17 protein-coding genes are annotated in these 20,987 nt (G+C 64.5%); 14 read left to right on the forward strand and 3 right to left on the reverse strand.

All coding sequences use genetic code 11. The annotated features are described in order from the left end of the window. From pfp to F0U63_RS08420, 6 genes are all read left to right on the forward strand, one after another. Positions 1-1,347 (forward strand): diphosphate--fructose-6-phosphate 1-phosphotransferase, encoded by a 1,347-nt coding sequence (gene pfp, locus F0U63_RS08395; RefSeq protein WP_395845361.1) that lies wholly within the window; start codon positions 1-3, stop codon positions 1,345-1,347. Positions 1,348-1,738: 391 nt separating this feature from the next. After that, positions 1,739-3,052 carry a TIGR02270 family protein gene (locus F0U63_RS08400; protein ID WP_395845362.1) on the forward strand — a complete coding sequence of 438 codons (1,314 nt, stop codon included), beginning with the start codon at positions 1,739-1,741 and terminating at the stop codon, positions 3,050-3,052. A gap of 12 nt (positions 3,053-3,064) precedes the next feature. Continuing rightward, complete coding sequence (locus tag F0U63_RS08405) at positions 3,065-4,186, forward strand: DUF2169 domain-containing protein (protein ID WP_395845363.1); 1,122 nt, start codon at positions 3,065-3,067, stop codon at positions 4,184-4,186. Then, entirely contained in the window at positions 4,183-5,217 is a 1,035-nt protein-coding gene (locus tag F0U63_RS08410; RefSeq protein ID WP_395845364.1) for a hypothetical protein, read from the forward strand. Before F0U63_RS08405 ends, F0U63_RS08410 begins: the two co-directional genes overlap by 4 nt. A 26-nt stretch (positions 5,218-5,243) precedes the next feature. Further along, the gene (locus F0U63_RS08415) at positions 5,244-6,344 is read left to right on the forward strand and encodes a DUF4150 domain-containing protein (protein WP_395845365.1); all 1,101 of its coding nucleotides are present in this window, start codon (positions 5,244-5,246) and stop codon (positions 6,342-6,344) included. Positions 6,345-6,385: 41 nt separating this feature from the next. Continuing rightward, a complete protein-coding gene (locus tag F0U63_RS08420; RefSeq protein ID WP_395845366.1) occupies positions 6,386-8,185 on the forward strand; it encodes a hypothetical protein in 1,800 nt (599 codons plus the stop codon). An 80-nt stretch (positions 8,186-8,265) separates the two neighbouring features. On the opposite strand, the gene F0U63_RS08425 is transcribed toward F0U63_RS08420, so the two are convergent. Continuing rightward, the gene (locus F0U63_RS08425; protein WP_395845367.1) at positions 8,266-8,745 is read right to left on the reverse strand and encodes a transposase; all 480 of its coding nucleotides are present in this window, start codon (positions 8,743-8,745) and stop codon (positions 8,266-8,268) included. Positions 8,746-9,524: 779 nt separating this feature from the next. Here F0U63_RS08425 and F0U63_RS08430 point away from each other — a divergent pair. Together F0U63_RS08430 and F0U63_RS08435 are read left to right on the forward strand one after the other, a co-directional pair. Continuing rightward, on the forward strand, positions 9,525-9,758 hold the full coding sequence (locus F0U63_RS08430) for a mersacidin/lichenicidin family type 2 lantibiotic (RefSeq protein WP_395845368.1): 234 nt from the start codon (positions 9,525-9,527) through the stop codon (positions 9,756-9,758). A gap of 119 nt (positions 9,759-9,877) precedes the next feature. Continuing rightward, entirely contained in the window at positions 9,878-13,126 is a 3,249-nt protein-coding gene (locus F0U63_RS08435; RefSeq protein WP_395845369.1) for a type 2 lanthipeptide synthetase LanM family protein, read from the forward strand. Positions 13,127-13,159: 33 nt separating this feature from the next. Here F0U63_RS08435 and F0U63_RS08440 read toward each other — a convergent pair whose 3' ends face one another. After that, positions 13,160-14,170 (reverse strand): aminoglycoside phosphotransferase family protein, encoded by a 1,011-nt coding sequence (locus F0U63_RS08440; protein WP_395845370.1) that lies wholly within the window; start codon positions 14,168-14,170, stop codon positions 13,160-13,162. A 303-nt stretch (positions 14,171-14,473) separates the two neighbouring features. Here F0U63_RS08440 and F0U63_RS08445 point away from each other — a divergent pair, with 303 nt between their 5' ends. Continuing rightward, a complete protein-coding gene (locus tag F0U63_RS08445) occupies positions 14,474-15,121 on the forward strand; it encodes a LysE family transporter (protein ID WP_395845371.1) in 648 nt (215 codons plus the stop codon). 96 nt (positions 15,122-15,217) lie between these two features. Then, entirely contained in the window at positions 15,218-15,922 is a 705-nt protein-coding gene (locus F0U63_RS08450; protein WP_395845372.1) for a hypothetical protein, read from the forward strand. 162 nt (positions 15,923-16,084) lie between these two features. On the opposite strand, the gene F0U63_RS08455 is transcribed toward F0U63_RS08450, so the two are convergent. Next, positions 16,085-16,402 carry a hypothetical protein gene (locus F0U63_RS08455; RefSeq protein ID WP_395845373.1) on the reverse strand — a complete coding sequence of 106 codons (318 nt, stop codon included), beginning with the start codon at positions 16,400-16,402 and terminating at the stop codon, positions 16,085-16,087. A 258-nt stretch (positions 16,403-16,660) separates the two neighbouring features. On the opposite strand from F0U63_RS08455, the gene F0U63_RS08460 reads away from it, so the two are divergent. The 4 genes from F0U63_RS08460 (at position 16,661) to F0U63_RS08475 (ending at position 20,979) form a co-directional block, all read left to right on the forward strand. Next, positions 16,661-18,136, forward strand: coding sequence for an anthranilate synthase component I family protein (locus F0U63_RS08460; protein ID WP_395845374.1), 1,476 nt, complete (start codon positions 16,661-16,663; stop codon positions 18,134-18,136). Then, complete coding sequence (locus tag F0U63_RS08465) at positions 18,133-18,705, forward strand: anthranilate synthase component II (RefSeq protein WP_395845375.1); 573 nt, start codon at positions 18,133-18,135, stop codon at positions 18,703-18,705. The genes F0U63_RS08460 and F0U63_RS08465 overlap by 4 nt, the downstream gene beginning before the upstream one ends. Further along, positions 18,702-19,511: an aminotransferase class IV gene (locus F0U63_RS08470; protein WP_395845376.1), complete on the forward strand. Its 810-nt coding sequence runs from the start codon at positions 18,702-18,704 to the stop codon at positions 19,509-19,511. The genes F0U63_RS08465 and F0U63_RS08470 overlap by 4 nt, the downstream gene beginning before the upstream one ends. A 97-nt stretch (positions 19,512-19,608) precedes the next feature. Then, positions 19,609-20,979 (forward strand): hypothetical protein, encoded by a 1,371-nt coding sequence (locus F0U63_RS08475; RefSeq protein WP_395845377.1) that lies wholly within the window; start codon positions 19,609-19,611, stop codon positions 20,977-20,979. The last annotated feature ends 8 nt before the right edge of the window (positions 20,980-20,987 follow it).

Raw genomic sequence — 20,987 nt, forward strand, 5'->3', positions numbered from 1 at the left:
ATGAAGAAGCTCGCCATCGTCGTCGCCGGGGGGCCTGCCCCGGGCATCAACAGCGTGATTGGAGCGGCCACCATCCGAGCCTGCCTCGCGGGCGTGGAGGTGCTCGGCATCCAGGATGGCTTCAAGTGGCTCGCCGAGGGAGACACCTCCCACGTCATTCCCCTCACCATCGAGGACACCAGCCGCATCCACTTCCGCGGCGGCTCGTACATCGGCATCTCGCGCGCCAACCCCACGCGCTCTCCCGAGCACCTCCAGCGCACCATCGACGGGCTGGAGCGCCTGGGCGTGGGCATGCTCGTCACGGTGGGGGGTGATGGCACGGCCACGCTCGCGCAGATCATCTCCGAGAAGACGCGGGGCCGCATCCGCGTGGTGCACGTGCCCAAGACGATCGACAACGACATCGACCTGCCCGACGACACGAGCACCTTCGGCTTCCAGACGGCGCGCCACGTGGGCGTGGAGATCGTCAAGAACCTGATGGTGGACGCGAAGACGACGTCGCGCTGGTATTTCGTCGTCGCCCAGGGGCGCAAGGCGGGACACCTCGCCCTGGCGATCGGCAAGGCGGTGGGCGCCACCGTCACCGTCATCCCCGAGGAGTTCCGCGGCAAGAAGGTGCCCTTCACCACCGTGGTGGACCTGCTCGCCGGCTCCGTCATCAAGCGGCTCGCGTATGGGCGCCCGGATGGCATCGCGCTGTTGGCCGAGGGGATCGCCGACTGCATCGAGCCCGAGGATCTGGCGCGCTACACGGAGCTGCCGCGCGACCACATGGGCAACCTGCACGTGGCGGACGTGCCGCTGGCCGAGGTGCTCGAGAAGGCCGTCAAGGCGCGGCTCGCGGTCCTGGGCATCAAGTCCACGATCGTCTCCAAATACATCGGCTACGAGGTGCGCTGCGCGGATCCCATTCCGTTCGACATGGAGTACACGCGGGACCTGGGCCACTGCGCGGCGCGCTACATCATCGAGGGGGGCACCGAGGCGGTGGTGGCCATGATCAACGGGCGCTTCCAGCCCATCTCGTTCCAGCAGATGAAGGACCCGGCCACGGGGCGGCCCCGGGTGCGCATGGTGGACGTGGACTCGGATCGCTACCGCATCGCGCGCAGCTTCATGCTGCGGCTCAAGCGCGAGGACTTCTCCCGGCCGGGAGAGCTGGCGCGCTTCGCGGTGACCTGCCAGCTCACCCCCGAGGCGTTCCGCCGCGAGTTCTTCCACCTGGTGAAGGACGAGCCGGAGATCGCAGTGGACGTCGGCCAGGCCCTGGCGGCCACGCCCACTCCAGGAGGCAACGCGGAGAGCGGAGAGAGCCAGGAGGGCGGTCCTCCCGCCACCTGATGTCCTGGTGGCGGCGCTGGGTCAGGCGCCCCTGCCACCTGTTCGTGGATGCTCAGGTGGCGCGGCAGGGCCCACACTTGCTCAAGACAAGCGCGGCTTGAGTTCTCGGACTCTACGCCGAGCCTGCAGAGGATGACCCCCGTGAGTAGCAGCGGGTTTGCGAGGTTTCCCTCTGGGGTTCGGGCTCTTCTTTATGGTGGGGAGTGTACGGGACTTGAACCCGTGGATGAGGGGGCCTTGAAAGGTCACGCCGCACTTCCATTCGCTGGTACCGGATGGTGTCTTCGTGCCGCGAGACGGCGGCGTGCGTTTCGAGGCGTTGCCATCGCCCAAGCTACCGGGCTGGAATTTTGACGGCGTGTGCTAGATTGTCCCGGGGGGGCTTTGCCGCGTGAACATCGATCAGCTTGAGCCCTTGTGGGACATCGTCGAAGTGCATGTGGACGAAGCGGAGTTTTTCTGGACGAGGTGGGAGCGCAGCCTCGACGCGCCGAATTACACATTGGGTGAAGTAGCGAGGGGCCCGGAACTACGGCTGATGGCTCATCTCGACGGTCTTGTCGCCAATGGTCCCAGGGCGGCGGAACGATTGCTTCGTCCCGTGATTGTCGACGCGGAGGCGGAGCCCTCACGAGTTGGGTCCGCGGCCCTGGCGCTGTTGAATTCTCCAGGTGAGGAGGGCCTCCAGGCCGTATTCGACGCGCTTTCCACGCCTGGGTTGAGGCATTCCGTCATGGCTCGTGCGCTCGAACTCTGTGAGCGCCGAGAGCTGGAGGAGCGCCTCCGGGCGTTGCTGCAATCACCGCTTGCTGAATCCGTGGAAGCGGCGGCGCGAGCCTTGTGCTTCAAGCGCATCCCCATTGCAAACAACTTGACTCCGCTTCTCGAGCATCCACTTCCTCAACTCCACGCGCTCGCAGTGCATGCCGTACTTCACGAGGCCCAACCCAAGATTCACCTCCGGGCCATACTGCGGGCGCTCGAATCGCCGGAGGCCACCGTCCGGCTCTCCGCGATCGTTACGGGTGTCGCGTTGGGTATACCGGACGTATGGCAGAGTTGCAGGAAGGCCGCCCGGGAGGGGGAGCGGATCGCGATGTTGTTGTTGGCGCTGCTAGGTACCTCCCGTGACCAGGAATGGCTGATGGATGCTGTCGCTCGGCCGGATACCCGTGCTGATGCGCTTTGGGCCCTCGGTTTCTCCGGCACAACGACAGCCGCTGAGGTCTGTGTCCCATATTTGGGTGACAAGTCGCTGGCCAGGATTGCCGGAGAGGCGTTCTGCTTGATTACAGGACTGGATCTCGGTGAGCGGAAACTTGTCATTGACGCCCAGGATGAGGAACTCGATCCGTACGAATCCGATGACGCGAACTTGATGCCTCGTCCTGAGGATGAGCTCTTGATGCCAGACGCGGAAGGTGTGCGGCGTTGGTGGGCTGGTCACAAGAGCCGCTTCGACGCGAAGATCCGGTACCTTCGAGGGGTGCCGCTCAACCTCACGACTTTGCTCTCGGCGCTCCGGGATGCACCCATGCGCCAACGCCATTCACTCGCCTTGCTCCTGATGTTGCGTACCCAGGGGCGGTATACCGTGAATACGCGTGCGCTGAGCCAACGACAACTCGTTGAGTTCAGCCAGGTGACGGTGCTGAAAGAACGGGGCCTTGATGTTGTTGCGCCGTTTTTTGGACCGGGTGAGTAGGAGCAAGCGGATATGCACATCTCCAGCAATACTACAGGTATGCAAGCAGGGCTCTCGGTCGCCATGGACAAGGATGCTCGCGAGCACTGTGTTGTCGTGATCAAGGGCACCTTCCGGTGTGACGATGGAGATGAGCCGCGTCTGGCTGAAACTCAACGCCCGTTGGTCTTCGCGGATGAGCACCATGGAGACCCCGGAGCGACCAGCATTCGTTATGAGTGCGACTTCGCTCTGGGAAAGCCGCGCGCCGAGGTGCTCGTACATGGGCATGCCATTGCCCGCAGGGGGCGCCCGGTCGAGTCCATGCTGGTTCGCCTGGAGTTGCCGGAACGCAGCAAGGAACTCCTCGTCACCGGAGATCGCTACTGGGATCAGGGGCTCCTTGGGTTAAGCTCTACGCAGCCCAAGCCCTTCAACCGGATGCCCATGGTCTTCGAGCATGCTTTCGGAGGTTCAGATTATTCGCACCCGGAAGCTCGCCATCAGGGAACGGAACTTCGAAACCCAGTGGGGGTCGGTTTCTGCAAGAATCCCAGCGCCAGCGACGCCCTTGGCGTTCTACTCCCCAACATCGAGGACCCGCGACAGCGCATCGAGCGCTGGCGCGACACCCCTACACCCGTGGGATTTGGATCTATCGGCCGTAATTGGCAGCCACGAATAGGCTATGCGGGTACGTATGACGAACGTTGGCTTCACGATGTCTGTCCCTTCTTGCCGGCGGATTTCGAGCCTCGCTACTTCCAATCCGCTCCTGAGGACCAACAAGTTCCTGAGTTGAAGGGTGGACAGGTGCTGCGCTGTATCGGGATGACCGAGACCGGCACCTGGACAGTTACGCTACCGTGTATGCAAGTGCCTGTGTCGTTTCATTTCCGGGATCGACGGCTCGAAGTGGAGTCGCGCCTGGACACCGTGCTCCTCGACTGTGATGCGCAGGAGGCTGTCGTGATATGGCGGGCGTCGTGCCCACTTGGAAAAAAGCTGATCAATCTGCGGGAAGTGAGAGTGGGTGCGCCTCCCCCGAGCAGTTCTTTCGGGCCAGTGTCATACAGGAAGGGAAAGCCATACTTCCAGGGACTCGGGGCGTTTGTTGCATGGACTCGCCGTAAGCAGCGTGGAGGGTCGCCTTGACCGTCAGTCCCTTGTACGTCACCTCCGTGGGCATGGTGTGTCCGCTCGGGTTGAGAGCCGAAACGGCGTATGCGGCGATGCGTGCCGGAGTGAAGTGCTTTCAGGAGAGCCGCTACCGTGATGACAACGGGGAGCCCATCATCTGCTCTGAATTATCGCTACTTCCCGTGGATTCGACCCACCGGGAGCGTCTCCTTGTCTTGTTGGGCCTGGCCGTGGCCGACGCGGCTCGGGGAGTCGATCAGACAGAGCTTGCGCATATGCCGTTGCTTGTCGGCACGTCGGAGCCGGAACGTCCGGGATGTATATCCGATCTGCATGCCGAGGTGATTGTCCGGCTCCAGCGCGAGAAGGGGCTGCTTCTCAACGCAAGTCTTTCTCACGGTATCTCCACTGGAAATACCGCGGGGCTGCGCGCGCTGGCTGAGGCTCGGTCCTTGCTGGAGCGGCAGCCGTGGGTTCCCGGATGTTTCGTGGCTGGCGTCGATTCATTGGTGAATGCACCCGCTATCTGGTGGCTCGACGAGAACGAACGCCTCAAGCGGTCGGATTTCCCGGATGGAGTGATCCCTGGGGAAGCCGCGGCATGTGTGCTTGTGACGCGCAAGCCCCGGCTGAGAGGAAGTCGGCTGATGGCTGTGCTTGGTTTGGGCTTTGCTCGGGAGACGGCGCTCCCTCAGTCGGAGGAGCCGCTCCGGGCCCATGGCTTGGTCCAGGCTTCTCGCGCTGCACTCGTCGAGGCCGGGCTTTCTATCTCTGGCATCGACTTCCGATTGTCCGATGCAGCGGGGGAGAGTCACTCCTTCAAGGAGGTTTCGCTGGCATTGTCCCGTATGCTGCGGGTGAACAAGGAGTCGATGCCACTTTGGCTACCGGCGGAGTCACTGGGAGAAACCGGGGCAGCCTCGGGACTCACGGCGTTGGTGATGGCCTCCATGGCGATGGATCGAGGTCATGCTCCCGGCACACGTGCCATCGCCTACACGGCGGCTGCCTCCGGTGACAGGGCCGTGGCCGTGGTGGGGATATAGGCTCTATTGAATCCAGGAGTACATGCATGGGAATCAACGTCTATGCTGATGGTAACGAGATTGCCTGCGAGGCAGGGGATGGGAAGGTAATAGCGGCGTTTCCTGACGTCTGCATGAGCCCTCCGGCTCCGCCCGCGGGGCCGTTCCCCGTGCCCTATCCGAACTCGTCCTTCTCCAAGGACATGAAGGATGGGAGCAAGACCGTGATGATTCACGGCAAGCCAGTGATGCTGCGGGATCAGTCCTACTACAAGAGTTCTCCACTTGGGAACGAGGCCGCGACCCGGAGTTTCGGTGCCAGCGTCGTCACTCATACCCTGACGGGTAAGACGTATTTTGTCTCGTGGTCGATGGACGTCCAGTTCGACGGCAAGAATGTCGTCCGGCACATCGACTTGACCACATCCAATCACAACTCTGCGATGCCGGGGGCGACGGGCGCGGTTCCGAACGTGTCGAAACCCAACCCGGCTCAGGCCCAGCGCGCGAATGCGGTGAAGGGTCAGGAGTTGTGTGAGTGCTGCAACCAGTCGATGCATGATGGCCAGAAGGGGTCGGATGGTGATCCAGCGCCAATCGTGAGCGAGGACGATTGGTACGGGCTGAATGAGGGGCCCGCCCTCGAAAAGGAGCTGGAGCGGCTCGGCGCCTCGGAACCTCATCCCCTCAACAAGGGGAGTGCGAGAAAGAAATGGAACGATGATTTCAAGAAGCTTTTCGAGCGAAATGAAAAGCTCGCGAATCGTAAGGCTCTAATGGAGAGAGCAAGGGAGCTCAAATGCGCGAGTCTGCCCGAGCCTCCATGCAATGTATACCGAATCACCCCTCCGGGCAGTGCTCAGCTCATTGAAGACGAATGGGACAACTACAGGAAGACCTATCAGGCCAAGCATGGTATCCCAGCGGGAGAGAAGGTGAATCATCGGGTTCCAAAATCCGCTGGCGGCTGTCCGGGCAACAAATATGGAGAGGGGAACTTGGTTCCAGATAGTAGGTTGAGCCCCGCGTGTCTGCAGGTGGATGCCGAGTTGACCAAGGTGCAGGCGGAAGTGGATTCTCAATGGTCGAATGCGATGAATGCCTGGGACCCAAGCAAGGGACCTTTCGCCGGTAATCCTTTTGTCTAAGCCGCTCGGTCAGCGGTTGGAAAGAACTTCTGGGTATCAAGATGGAATTCGAGGAGCTGCGCTTCCTGCAGGACGGGGATCTTGACTGGGCCGCGAATGGGTATCGTGTTTCGCTGCCCCCGGATATCTCCCCGCTGTCGCGGCAAGCACTGACCCACTCCAACCCCGGCATCATCTTCATTGCTGTGCTTGAGCGTGCCAAGCAAGGGGACTTCGAGAAGCTGCCGCTGATCGTGAATTGCTTGAGGCGTACGGAGAACGCTGTTCTCTGGGGGGCAGGCACGGAATTGCTGGGCGACGCCGGGTCGCCGAGAACCATCGAACAGGTACTGGAGCAATTCCGTGGTGCGCTCTTCGAAGAGCGCCAGTGGCACATTTCACTTGGGATGTGTGGCATGATGCACCAGTCCCTGCTCTTGTGGACGGTTCCCATCATGCTGGCGCTCTATCTGGAATCCTGTGAGCGCCGCCAGCTCAAATGGGTCGAGTTCGCCGTGGCTCGTATGCTCGAGGAGGAAACCGAATGGGGCAAAGGCGTGCTCCATCGGACGACTGGTGAGGAGTTCATCCGGACTGCTGTCGAGAAATATCACTCACTCCGGCAGCGCTTGGGCACGGACGACACCGGGGTGCTTCACGGTCGGCCGTTTTCTGTGCGTCAGCTCGCTCAGCTCATGCATGCCCAGGCGGCGGAAGGCAATCCCTCAGGTGTACTCATGCGCAATGAGCGCCACGGCTTCGAGGCATCAACAGGTCGGGACTGCCGCTCTTTCTTCAAGAACGAGCGACCGCGTGCCCTGGCCATCGCCGCACAGATGGAACTCTTCCTCGGGAGCTCCGAGGCAGACCGCTTCGAGCCAGGCAGGCGCTATTTCTATGGCCATCCACTCCCCGCAGAGGGGCACCACGGAGCCACTGGGGCTATTCGCAACCTGGCCTTGGAGCGGCTGCTGCGCCACCCCGTGCTCGTCGGCGCTGCAAGCGGCAAGGCGGCAGAGGACGAGCACCAGAGTGAGCAGGATGCCGCAGAAGAGGAGGCGGCTCCCGGGTGGGATTGGTTCGTCTACGATTCGGTAGCCACTTGCCCGCGGCAGAACCCGGAGTCCTGGTCCCCTGTGTTGTCTGCGTTCGAGCGTGCCCAGCGGGGTGATTTCACGGCAATTGACGCGGCTGGCTTGGCTGGAGTGGAGGCTCAAGAGGGTTCCACGCTCTGGTGGGTTTGCGCCTCCTTGTTGGGAGACGCGGGTCCGTCTGGTGTCATCCGCGAGATAGTGGAGCGCTTGCGTCCAAGGCTTCTCGACCAGCGCGAGGCCAGCGTTCAAGAGTTCGTGTGTTACGCACTTCATCAATCGAGGATGCTCTGGGCGATCCCCATCATGCTGGAGATCCTTCGATGCGCCTCCAGCCAGGAGCAAGCCTTGTCGATTGGAAGGCTTCTTTCGGGGCTGCTCGAACAGGGACCATCAGGATGGATGGTTCTGGGTGCTGGTAAACCCGATGATGCGTACATCGGACGCGTCATGACTCGATACCGGGAGCTTCGGGACTTGTTGGGTACGGACGAAGTAGCTGTTGTGTATGGTCGACCCTTCTCCGTCAAGCAGGTGGCGCTCCTGCTTCAAGATCACCTGAAGGCCTCCACACCGGCTCAGCTCCAGATCTCGCGCGAGCGCCATCTCATTCAGGTCTCGACGGGTATTGATCTGAGCGGCTTCTACTCGAGTGGTGAGCTTCGGCCAAAGGCCGCATTGGCGTTGATTGGCGCCTTGCTGAACGGAAAGGACCTGGAGCCGTATCAAAATGGTGTGCGCTACTTCTACGGGCATCCTGTCGTGGGGTGACCCACCGGAACAGTAAGCGCCAAATGCCCGGGTCGTGGGCTTCAAGTGGCTGATGGATGAGGCAGATCAGGCCGCCGCGCTCAGCGAGCTGCGCGAGGCCGGGGAGCGGTCAAGGTGATGGGCCGCAACGCGGAAGAGGTGTCGAACTCGACTTTCGCCATTTTCAAATGCGTCCCCCCTCGTTTCTGGCCGTCGGCTTGGGTCCGGTAGAGGCGGAAGAGAACGGGCAGGGCCCAGACCCTCTCGGAGAAAGGCACGGGGAGCAGCACGCAGAGTACCACCCAGACATGGCCGAAGGTGAGCAGGCGCGTGCGTCGAGTCGAGCGCACGGGGTCGACGTGTACACCCAGGCCAAACACCTTGGGCCCCTTGGGGGTGCACAGGGTGTCGTCGAGCGCCAGGCGCACAGGCCCCGGCGCGAGTGCCGCCAGGTGCAGCAAGAGCAGCCGGCCCACCTGGTCGATGCTCCAGCGTGCTCGCGAGAAGAAGCGATGGAAGCCCGCGTGGTGACGTACTCCAGAGACACCCGCGGACACCAAGGCCTCGGTGACTGCATGCAACCCACGCGTCCCCACCCAGCCTGCAGACAAGGTGAGGAAGCGACAGAACGAGGGCCGAGTGAAAACGGGACGGATGAGTAGAAGCAGCGACAGCAGCGTGTTTATAGGAGGGGCGGTCATCGTGTACTGGACGAGAGAAGTCTTGGTCGACCTCACAACCAGTCCGGTGGACGTCCCTTCCCTAAGGCTCCCGTGCTCCCTCGTTCGCCCTCCTCAAAATGGCGAAAGTCGAGGCAAAGGACTCGTATTGACACCTCCCTACGAGTCGTCTGACACCCTGCTGGAGGGAGCGCGCCAGGTTGGAGCAGCTGGAACGACCCACGCGGTCAGCTCAGCTAGCCCCGGCGCAGGGGCCTGAGCAGAGAGCAGGGTGTTGAGTTCCCGTGAAGGGAGGCTGGACGACACAAGGCCTCTTCGATCGCCAGGTTCCCCGCGTATCCAAGCCGGCCTCGTCCTCCTCGGGCTCTTTGGTCCAGGTGAATGGAAGGCTTGCATGGGTTGCCGTCCTGTCGGGGGCTCGACGGTTGCTATCTCTGGAGGATGCTGGGGCTCGGCTGGAATGGGCTCTCAGTTGCTCGTCTGCCCGACGTGGCACCAGCCGGCTGATCAACTTTTCCCATCACATCCACCGGGTGCGCACCACACCTTTTTTGAGAGAGCAAAAAGGAGGTGATCCAAGCGCCAGCGACCATGCGGCGGGGAGACGAACTCCCCGTTTCCACTGATTGACCGCTCTCGACCCATGGGGCGCGAGAAGCGGACGAAGAAAGGATGTCACGATGTCCAGCATCGATATTGCCCGGGCGTGGAGGGATCCAACCTACCGGGAAAGCCTGAGCGAGGAGGAGCGCGCGCTCGTTCCCTCGAATCCTGCCGGCGGGATTGAGCTGACCGAGGACGAACTCTCCCTCATCGTCGGAGCCGCCCATCGGCACCGCCCCCACCCGCCAAGCACTGGCACAGGTAGCAGGGAGCCGCGATGCCGGTGCCACTGTCTTGTTGGCCCCCGCTGATGTCTCGGGTTCCCCGTAAACACGCAAAGCAACCGAGACGATTCAGAGCCGAGGCCCTAGCAGGCACAACGTCTTGTTAGGGCCTCTCCGATTTTCCCTTCCCACCGTCGGCCTCCATCATGACCCCTCCCCATTTCAGCGATGCCGCCTGGTACCGGACCCAGACCCTGACGGAACGCCTCGCGCTCGATCGGTCATCGGGGAGGCCCATGGCCGCCAGCCACTCGAACTCTTCGCAAGGACAGCAGCGTCTCCGGCGTTGGAAATCCCAGCGTCCCTTCGACAGAGTGGATGTCTTCCAGCGCCGGTTGGCATTGGACGGCCTGACGGAAGACGGCCTGCTCTCCCTGCTCGAGAATTCCGCGGAGTCCTTCGTGGCCCCGATGGGAGCCCGGCGTCCTCAATGGCTCCTCATCCTGGAACAGGCATTCGCGGCCCCTTCTCTCGCCAACCAGGACACCCTGCATCTCATGACCGCGGCCCTCCCGGAGTCGCAGCGGGCAGTCGCGGGCTTTTTCAACCCGCTCGTGCCACTCATCGACCATGGCCGGCGGCAACTGCGGCAGGGCATCCAGGCACTCCGGCGCAAACACGACGAGGCGCCCTTCACGGAGGGAGTGGAGCACCTCCTGCTGGCCGCCCTCCCGGCGCGCCTGTTGCCGATGATTCACCGCACCCTCATCCTCGAGCTCAACATCTGCCGAATCCAGGGCAAGCTGGCGGGAGATACGCCACAGGAGCGGTTCCAACACTTCGTGAACCTGCTCGCGCGGCGTGATGTCGCCCTGGGATTGTGGGAGGAATATCCCGTCCTGGCGCGGCAGATCGTCAATTCCATCCGTCAATGGGTGCGCTGCGGTCTCGAGTTCCTCACCCACCTCGCCCAGGACTGGATGGAACTGTGTGCCCTCATGGGGTTTTCTCCTCGGGATGAACTCACGGCCGTCAACGCGGGAGCGGGAGACCCGCACAACGGCGGCAGGACGGTCACCGTGAGCCAGTTTGGTTCCGGGGCCAGGCTGGTCTACAAGCCACGCTCCCTCGCCGTGGAACTACATTTCCAACAACTGCTGACCTGGCTCAACGAACACGGGATGGACCCCGCTTTCCGGACCTTGAAGGTCCTGGGGCGGGACACCTACGGCTGGGTCGAATTCGTCACGGAGGAGGGCTGCCGGAGTCCAGACGAGGTCGAACGCTTCTACAAGCGCCAGGGCGCCTATCTGGCACTGCTCCATGGTCTCAGCGCGACAGACTTCCACTCGGAAAACCTGATCGCCTCTGGCGAGCACCCCATCCTGACCGACCTGGAAGCCTTGTTCCACCCGCGGCTCCTGTCCATTCCTGGTCTATTCGAGCCCCGGGTCGCACGGTTGATGGATTCCTCTGTATTGGAAGTGGGGATGCTTCCTGGTCGTGCCTGGCTGGACATCGACTCGGAGGGGCTCGAGATGAGTGGCCTGGCGGGAGGGCTACCGCAGATGTGGCCCAAAGCCTCGCCTGTCATCACCGAAGTGGGCACCGACAGAATGCGGCTCGCCAACCTGCACTTCATGAGCGAGGCCTCGGCGAACCGCCCCACCCTCCAGGGGCAGCACGTCGACGTCGCCCAATACGCCAGCTCCTTCACCGAGGGATTCATCCGGCTCTATCGGCTCCTGTGGCAACACGCTCAGGCCCTCTGCGCGGCGGACGGACCTCTGTCCCGTTTCGCGAATGACGAGGTTCGCGTCATCCTGCGCACCACCAATTCCTATTCGCGCATCCTCGACGAAAGCTATCATCCCGAGCTCCTCCGCGATGCGCTCGACCGGGAGCGATTCTTCGACAAGCTATGGGTCGGCATCGCGGACCTGACCACCATGGACCAGGTGCTTTCCGCGGAGCGCGCGGACCTCTATAACGATGACATTCCGATGTTCACCACGCGGCCCAGCTCGCGCGATCTCTGGAACCATGGCCACGGGTGCATCCGGAACTTCTTCGACTCCACGGCCCTGGAGCACGTCCAGCAGCGTCTTCGCGCGTTCAGCGAGGAGGATCTCTCAAGGCAACTCTGGTTCATCCAGGCCTCTTTCACGACCCTGGCCATGGGTGGGGAGCAAACGGTCTGGAGCCACTACACGCCACATGAGCCTTCCCGGGAAGCGTCCCAAGAAGAACTGCTCGCGGCGGCCCGCGCCCTGGGCGATCGATTGGAGCAGCTCGCGGTGCGGGGAGCGCAGGACATCGGCTGGGTCGGACTGACGCTCATCAATGACCGCCACTGGAGCCTCACCCCGACCCACATCGATCTGTACTCGGGGGACACGGGGATCGCGCTCTTTCTCGGCTACCTGGGGCATGTGACAAGTGAATCGCGCTACACGGAAGTCGCGAAGCTGGCGCTGAGCACGGCTCGCCGCCTGGCCTGGCAAGATCGGGAGCATGTGAAACTGCTCGGTGGGTACGCTGGCTGGGGGGGATTCATCTACGCGATGACCCACCTTGGCCGGCTCTGGCGGGATCCCTCCCTATCGAGAGAAGCGGAGGCCTTCATCGAGTACCTTGGTCCTCAGATCGCCAGGGACGAACTCCTGGATGTCCTCGATGGCGCGGCGGGAGCCATCCTGAGCCTGCTCGGATTGCATGCCGCCCAGGGCTCGCGCGTGGCGCTCGACGCGGCGGTCCGCTGCGGCGAGCGGCTACTGGCCACGGCTCAGCCCATGCATGAGGGACTCGCCTGGTACGTCAAGAACATCGCTCCATGGCCGCTCTCCGGATTCTCCCACGGCGCCGCCGGCATCGCGTTGTCGCTGCTGGAACTGGCGACCGCCACCGGAGATTCACGCTTCCGGGAGGCCGCCCGTGGGGCGCTCGAATACGAGCGGAGCCTCTTCTCCGCTCAGGCTCGTAACTGGGCGGACCTGCGCGTCCCCGACACTACTCCCACCGAGCTGCGAAACTCCCGCTTCTCGATCGGCTGGTGTCATGGCGCTCCCGGCATCGGTATGGCGCGCATCAGGTCGATGCCTCATCTGGAGGATCCCAGACTAAGAGCCGATGCGGAGGTCGCCCTCCAGACGACATTGGAGCAAGGCTTCGGGAGGAACCACTCCATCTGTCATGGTGACCTCGGCAACCTCGAACTTCCCCTCATGGCAAGCATGGCTTTTGGGGACAGCGCGCTCCGGAGCCGCACCTACAGACTGGCTCGAATGGTCCTCGACAACGCCCACGAGCGGGGATGGCAATGCGGAGTTCCCCTGGGCGTCGAGACTCCCGGATTGATGACGGGACTGGCTGGCATCGGCTACGGCCATCTCCGGCTGGCATGCCCCGAGCTGATTCCCTCGGTCCTGACCCTTGCCCCTCCCCTTCCGGGTTGAACCCTCCGGGGTTACGTGCATTCACCCATGCGCTCAGAGCAGCTCCGCACAGCTCAGCTCCTGGAACGCGAGCACCGCCCGCTCCAGGTTGGGCCACCAGATGCTGCTGGGGCTGCCGAGCGACCACCAGAACACCGGCCAGAGCAGGTTGCCGATCACCGACTTGCGGTAATCGAGCCAGCACTCCTCCCAGCCGTAACGCACGCCGCCATGATTCAGCCGCTGCCAGTAGCGCCGCACCAGCTCCTGTTCCATCCGCGCGCGCTGCTCCGGAAAGCAGGGCAGCGAGACGAGGAAGGCCAGATCGTGAGTGCCTGAGTCGAAGCGCCAGTCCGCCCAATCAGCCAGGAACAGCTTCCCCGCCTGACCTGTCCGGGGAATCAGGAAGTTCCACGGATGGCAGTCGCCGTGGAGCATGGTCACGCCGCGTCCTTGCTGGATTCGTTCCAGGCACATGCGAGGCCAGACCTCGAGCACCCGCTCGTAGATCGCGCGGCGTTCGCCGGAGAGGCGATCCTCCAGCGCGTCCACGAACGCACCAAAAGCCCCCAGCGTCTGCTTGAAGAGGAAGCCGTAGGACGGATCCCCCTGCCGGGTGGCGAACCGCTCGCGCATCCGAGCGTCCTCCCAGTGCTGGACGTGCAGCCCCGCCAGGCAGTCCACCATCTGCTCATAGATGGCCCGTGTGGGTGGCACGTTCTCGGGAAGAGAGAGATGCGTCCCGCTCACGTCGTCGAAAAGCAGCCAGGTCACCTCCTCATCCACCTGGCTGCCCAGGCAACGAAGAGCGGGGGCGTCTCGCAGCGTGGGCTTCACCTCGGCATGGAACACCCACTCGGAGGGACGGTTGCTGCTCTTGAGGAACAGGGCAGTGGGCACGGTGGACGGCGCGTCGGCGGTGTACTGGACCTGCAACCGCGCCACCGAGGAGAAAGGACGTGACGAGCGGTTCACCTGCACCGCGGCCACTGCTCCCGAATGCAGTGTGCCCCCGGCCCGAAGAAGTTCCGTGAGCCACTCTGGCTGGATGTCTTCGATCTTCATGCGGAGGCTGATGTACCAGGAAACTCTCTTCGCACGGTCTTTGAAGGGTTATCTGCCCCGTCGCCATTCCCGTGGAGACTGGCCCGTCCAACGACGGAAGGCGTGGTGGAAGGCGCTCGGCGCGGAGTAACCGAGCCGCCACGCCACCCTTCGCTCACCGCCGGTGGGCTGGCAGGGGGAGGTGTGGCGCGGTGACGTGCAAGGGCGTTGGGCGCATCGACAGCCCCACGTCGCGGGACAGGGCCGCAGGTCCAAGGCTGCCCCAGTGAACGGGGACGGACAGGGCCGTGCTACAACGCCGACATGGCATTGTCCGTCTGGCTCACCTTCTTCGCCGCCTCCTGGGCGATCAGCCTGTCGCCCGGCGCGGGCGCGGTCGCCGCGATGAGCGCGGGTCTCGACCACGGCTTTCGCCGCGGCTACTTCGTGACCTTCGGTCTGGTGCTGGGCATCGTCACGCAGGTGCTCGTCGTCGCGATGGGGATGGGCGCGCTGATCGCCGCCTCGCCACTCGCGTTCTCGGTGGTGAAGTGGGCCGGTGTGGCGTACCTCGTCTGGCTGGGCGTGCGCCAGTGGCGCGCGTCGGCGCTGCCGCTGGTCGCGGACTCCGATGCCAGCCCTGCCGGTGGGCGGGGCGTGGTGCCGCGCCGCCAGCTCGTGCTGAAGGGCTGGATCGTCAATGCGCTCAACCCCAAGGGCACGGTCTTCATCCTCGCCGTCGTGCCCCAGTTCGTCGCGCTGTCGGAACCGCTGGGCCCGCAGTACCTCGCGATCGGCGCGACGATCGGGTTCACCGACCTCGTCGTGATGGGCGGCTACACGCTGCTGGCGTCGCGCGCGCTGCGGCTGCTGCGCTCGCCACGGCACCTGTCGGTGCTGAACAAGACCTTCGGCACGCTGTTCATCCTCGCCGGCGTGCTGCTGGCCTCGTTCCAGCGCACCCAGCGCTGAGCGCCAGCGCGGGCGGGAGGAGGAGAGCCCGGCCCTGCGCACGCCGCGAGCCAATCGACCGTGGGTCTCGGCAAGACCAGAGGCATGATGCACTTCATGCCCACCACTCGACTCGAAGACCTTGGCCGGGAGACCACTTTCGCGGAGCTCCACTCGCGCCTCCACCTCCACCCGCAGGAGGCGGAGCTCTGGGACCTCGAGCGCCGCCCCGGTGGCCCTCCTCCCGGCAAGCTTCGCATCATCGACGGGGGCGTCGACGGTTCCGGAGACATCGACACGGGCAAAGGCCCCTATGTCGTCCTGGTCGACGGTCCCCTCAAGACGTCCGGCCACCTCGACCTGTGGACCTACGAGTATCTCCCCGGGCTCGTCATTGTCCGGGGAGACCTCCAGGCGCGGACGCTCTCGTTCGGCAACGGGGCGCGGGTCTTCGTCGAAGGCTCGGTCTTCGTGGAAGACTGGCTCTTCGGCCAGTACGGAGACCACAACGCCGTCCTCAGCGCCACGGGCGGGCTCAGGGCGAGGGCGAGCTTCCTCGACACGCACACCTTCATCTACACGGACGGAGGGGTGCGTTCGCTGCTCTACGCGTCGCGCGCGGGCTGGGAGACGCTGGAGCCGGACATCGAGAACGAAGGGGAGGGGAACGGAACAGACTTCTTCGACCCGGCGGTGCTCGACCGCTATGGCGACCTTGACTTCCCCCTGGCCATCCAGGCCGCCCGCGAGGGTCGGCCCCTGTTCCTGCCCGGCGTCGAGGAGCGCTTTCCCGCCCGGCTGACCTCACGACAGACGAAGTAGGGTTCCGCCGCCCGCGGTACTTCAACAATGGTCGGGAGGGCTATGCGCTCGAGAACGCGCGGGAGTTCACAAACCGGCTCATCAGGGTGAAAGGGACATGCCCGCGGCGGCAGGAACCTGGGGAGGGGGAGCGGTGGGGGGTGGACGTGTCGGGAGTGCCTCCTACTGCTTCTCCATCTCACGGTCCCAGCGAGTCAACAGCCAGAGCAGGTCCGCTGTACATGCAGCCGATACCCGCTCGAAGGACCTCGGGTCGAGTGTGGTGAGGCGCTCGCGCTGGAATTCAGGGTCGGCCACCACCTTCCAATGCTTCAACTCGCCGACATGTGCGAGCGCTCGCGGCATCTCCCGGAAGATGGCGTTGACGCAGTCCTCCCGTGTTGCCTTCTCCATGCGCTGCGCCGCCATCTCCAGGCGCTCGCGCACCGAGACTTCTCCCAACGGGCACCACGCATCCATGGCCCAGTCGCAGGAGGACATTCACGGTACTGCTCGCCACACCGCGAGCCATCCCGTCTCGTCTTCTGCTGCACCGAGCGGAAGGTGCCATGTAGGAACGATGGCAGTTGCAGCGAAGAGGTCTGTCCTGATGCCATGACGTGGGTCCTACCAAACAGGCTCCTTGGGGAGGACGCGCGCGAAGCGGATGCACGAGGCCCGCCTGGCATACGAGCGGGATCCTCCTGATGGACCACCCCTGACGGGCTTCCGCTTCACTCCTCTGTTACAAGCCCGCCCATGTCAGTCGTCCCCATTCCGCCTCCCTCTCCGCTGGACCGCGAGCGCTTCGAGGTGCTCGTGGCGGAGGGGTACGACCAGGTACCCCTCGTCCGCTCGGTGGAACTGCAAGGCGCACGGCTCGTGGACCTGCTGCGAGCCCTCCCCCCGGGGCACCGCTTCCTGCTCGAGAGCAGCCGCGTCTCCAGCGAGGGCCGCTACTCCTTCGTGGGTGCCAAACCCTTCCTCTCGTTCCGGGCCCGGGGCTCACGATGCGAGGTGAACGGCGAGGCCCAGCCGGGCGAGCCCCTGGCGACCTTGCGTGGGCTGCTCAGGCGCTGGCGGGGCGTGCGGCTGCCGGGAATGCCGCTCTTCTGCGGCGGGGCGGTGGGCTTCTTCGCCTACGAGGCCGCGCACCATTTCGAGTCCCTGCCACGCCACTCGAATGACGACCTGGGCCTGCCGGACATCGCATTGGACTTCGTGGACACCTTCGTGGCGGTGGATCACCTGGAGGACCGGGCGCTCGTGGTGGCCACGGGCCGTGATTACGAGGACTGCCTTCAACGGGTGGAGGCGCTGGAGCATGTCGTGCGCACGGTCGCATCGGCCGGGCCGCGGGCACCGGCCTGGCACCTCGCGGACGGGCAGACGCCAGACGTGCCCTGGCGCTCCAACTTCACGCAGGAGGGCTACCAGCGCGCGGTGGAGCGCGTGCAGGAGTACATCCGCGCGGGAGACACCTATCAGGTCAATCTCTCACAGCGGCTGGAGGTGGAGCCGAGACTCCCCGCTCTGGAACTGTACGAGGCCCTCGCGTCTATCAGCCCGGTGCACTTCGCCAGCTACCTGGAGGTGGATGGCTTCGAGGTGGTGAGTGCCTCGCCCGAGCGTCTGGTCCGGGTGGAGGATGGCCGGGCCATCACCCGCCCGATCGCGGGCACGCGCCGCAAGGGCACGCCGGAGGAGAACGCCCGGTTCGCGCACGAGCTGCGCACCAGCGAGAAGGAGCGGGCGGAGCACGCGATGCTGGTGGACCTGGATCGCAACGACCTGGGGCGCGTCTGCGCCTACGGGAGTGTCCAGGTGACGAAGCTGATGGAGATCATCGAGTACGCCCACGTGCTCCACATCGAGTCCGAGGTGGTGGGCCGGCTGGCGCCGGGAGTGGAGCCGCTCGACGTGGTGGCGGCGGTGTTCCCGGGCGGCACCATCACCGGCGTGCCGAAGATCCGCACCATGCAGATCATCACCGAGCTGGAGCCCCACGCGCGGGGCCTCTACACGGGCTCGCTCGGGTACGTAAGCTTCACGGGCGAGCTGGACCTGAACATTGTCATCCGCACCATGGTGCTCAAGAATGGCCGGGCCTGGGTGCAGGTCGGGGCGGGCATCGTCCATGACTCGGAGCCGAGGCGCGAATACCAGGAGACGCTGCACAAGGCCCGCTCACTGCTGCTGGCGCTGTCCGCGCGACCGGTGGAGGGCGCGGCATGATACTGCTCATCGACAACTTCGACTCCTTCACCTTCAACCTCGTGCAGGTGCTGGGCGGGCTCGGGGCGGAGCTGAAGGTGGTGCGCAACGACGCCCTGTCCCTCGCCGGGGTGGAAGCCCTGCGGCCCGGGCGGATCGTCATCTCACCGGGCCCGTGCACGCCGAACGAGGCCGGCATCTCCCTGGAGGTCATCCGCGCTTTCGCGAGCCGGGTGCCGGTGCTCGGGGTGTGCCTGGGGCACCAGTCCATCGGTCAGGTGTTCGGCGGGCGCGTGGTGCGGGCGCCGGTGCCCGTGCACGGGAAGACGGCCGACATCCACCACGATGGCCGGGGTGTCTTCCGGGGCCTGCCCGACCCGTTCGTCGCCGCGCGCTATCACTCGCTGGTGGTGGAGCGGGCGAGTCTTCCGGACTGCCTGGAGGTGACGGCCTGGTGCGGCGACCTGGTGATGGGGCTGCGCCACCGCGAGTACCCGTGGGTGGAGGGCATCCAGTTCCATCCCGAGTCCTTCCTCACCCCGCACGGGAACACGTTGCTCGCGAACTTCCTGGAGGCGCGAAGCGGATGATGGACACGGTCGCGGTGAACGGAGAGGTGCGGCGGCTCGAGGAGTTGCGGCTCCAGGACTTCCTCCAGTCGTTCTTCTTCGGCGCGGGCTTCTTCGAGACGTTCCTCGTCACCGGGGGCTCGCCCATGTTCCTCGGGCGGCACCTCGCGCGGCTCCGATCGAGCCTCGAGGCCCATGCGGGTTGCGTGCGCGCACCACCCGAGGACGTCCTCACCGTCAGCGCCGTTCGCGAGTCCTTGCACCGGTGCCTGGAGGTGGATGCCAGCCTGGGCCCGAGCTTCACCGGCGTGGGCAAGCTGGTGGCGGGAGATGGGCGGCTGCTGCTGTCCTTTCGGGCCCTGCCAGCTCCACACGAGCACACCGTCCTCGACGAGTGGGAGGCGCACGGCTACCGGAGGGGCGACCCCTCCTTGAAACACAAGAGCGTCTCGTACCTGCGACAGTACGCGCACTTTGGCCGGGGAGTGGTCTTCGCCAACGAGGCCGGGGAACTCTGCGAGGCGCCGAACGGGAATCTGTTCCTCCTCCTGGGGGACGCGGTGGTGACTCCGCCCCTGGAGGCTCCCTGCCTTCCCGGCATCATCCGCTCCGTGCTGCTGGAGGAAGGACGGCTCGGGGACATGCCAGTCGTGGAGCGCCCGGTGGGGCGGGAGCAACTGGAGGCCGTCCGGGGCTGTGTCCTCACCAACTCCGTCAGCCTCGCGCTCGCCGTTCCGCGGCTTCTCGGGCGGGAGCTGTCCGAGAGTCACGCGTTGGCCGAGCGTGCTCGGGCCGTGGTGTGGGAGTACGCACGGCACGAGGCGTGAATGCCCGCACCACTGCTTACCCTGGTGCGAGTTGACGCTAAGTGAAGACTCGGAGGACGATGGATACACGCATTGTGTGTCCACGTCGGGGGCGGTCATGAAGCGGCTTCTGGTGCTGTACGTGCTGGGCTCGATGGCGTTGTTGGGTTGTGATCCGGCAGGGGAGATGTTGCAGCTCATCCCTTCGCCCGATGGGACCTACCAGGCCGTCGTGCTGGATTGCCGCAACGGCCCGAGTGAGCGAATGACTTTGATCAAGGTGGTTCGTTCGGGTGGAGCGTTGGACTGCGCGACCAGGGCTTTGCAGCAAGTGACGTTGTCCCCCGGGCTGTCTCCACGCATGGTCTGGATGTCGGAGGACTCGTTGCTCATCGATGATCGGAAAGAGCGGGCGCTCACCTTCGTGGAAATCAAGGAGGGGGAGGTGTCGATGACGTTCTCATCGTGGACGGTTCTCAAGACTCCGTCGCGCGAGCAGAGCAGAGGCAGGGAGTATCTCCCGCCAGCACCGCCCTCCATCAAGACGCCGCTCGTCGCCGTGCGAAGCCTGTCCAGGGCAGATGTCGTGCCAGAACCGCCCATCAAGACGCCACCCGTCGCGCCGGCGTGCGGTTTCAGGGGCCTGACCTTGCCCGCCGACTTCGCCGTCCTGGCGGGTGGCGGCCACGGGGGCAAGAGGAGCACGGTGCAGATCGATCAGAGCGGGAGCGCCGCCACGACCATGACAGTGAGTGTCGACAACCCGGGCAAGCCCGTCGTGCTGATGCTTAGTTCCCAAGAGCCGACCCTCTGGTCGATCCGACGCTCTCAAGAGACGACCATCCTGGCCGTGCTGGTCAGCAGTTCCTATCGACAGATCGTCGCGGGCCTGGATGCCACCACGCCGGTCACCGTTCTCACGGCCGAGAACAGGAGTGAGTGCGGTTACTTCTACGTGGATGCGAATCGCCTCGAGACGCTGAACCCCATGGCCCAGCGCTTCTTCGGGCGTGATGTCGACATGGTCTACCCGGCAAGCGGAGGTGAGGTCACTCTGGGTGAGGCGAAGGGCACGCCCTCCAAGTGGGTGGGGGGGAGCGACGCGCCAGTGGAGTCGTACGCCGACAAGACGGCGCCGCTGGCGGGGGAGGCGGGCCTTGATGATGCCTTGCGCAAGGGGCTGCTGCGGCGCGCGAACATTGGCGACATCAATGAGTGGGAAGCGCAGATGGCGCGCGTGGCGCCTGGGCGCGGAGCGACATCCGTCCCGGGCGATGGGCGGGTCTCCAGGTTCAGGTCGTCGCACATGATGCGCAATGCATACGTTGTGCTGCGGCCCATGACGTTTCCGGCGGGCCTCTATGGGGCGCGCTCGGCGGTGTTCTTCGTACGGAAAGGCACGGAGCGCCCACGTGGCAATCCAGGTCACTCCGAGGTCTACGACTTCAACGACATGAGTTGTACCGGAGGTCCGGGGTGCCGCCTGTAGTCGTGTGG

Source organism: Cystobacter fuscus (assembly GCF_044360685.1).
In the GTDB taxonomy this organism is placed as follows: domain Bacteria; phylum Myxococcota; class Myxococcia; order Myxococcales; family Myxococcaceae; genus Cystobacter; species Cystobacter fuscus_C.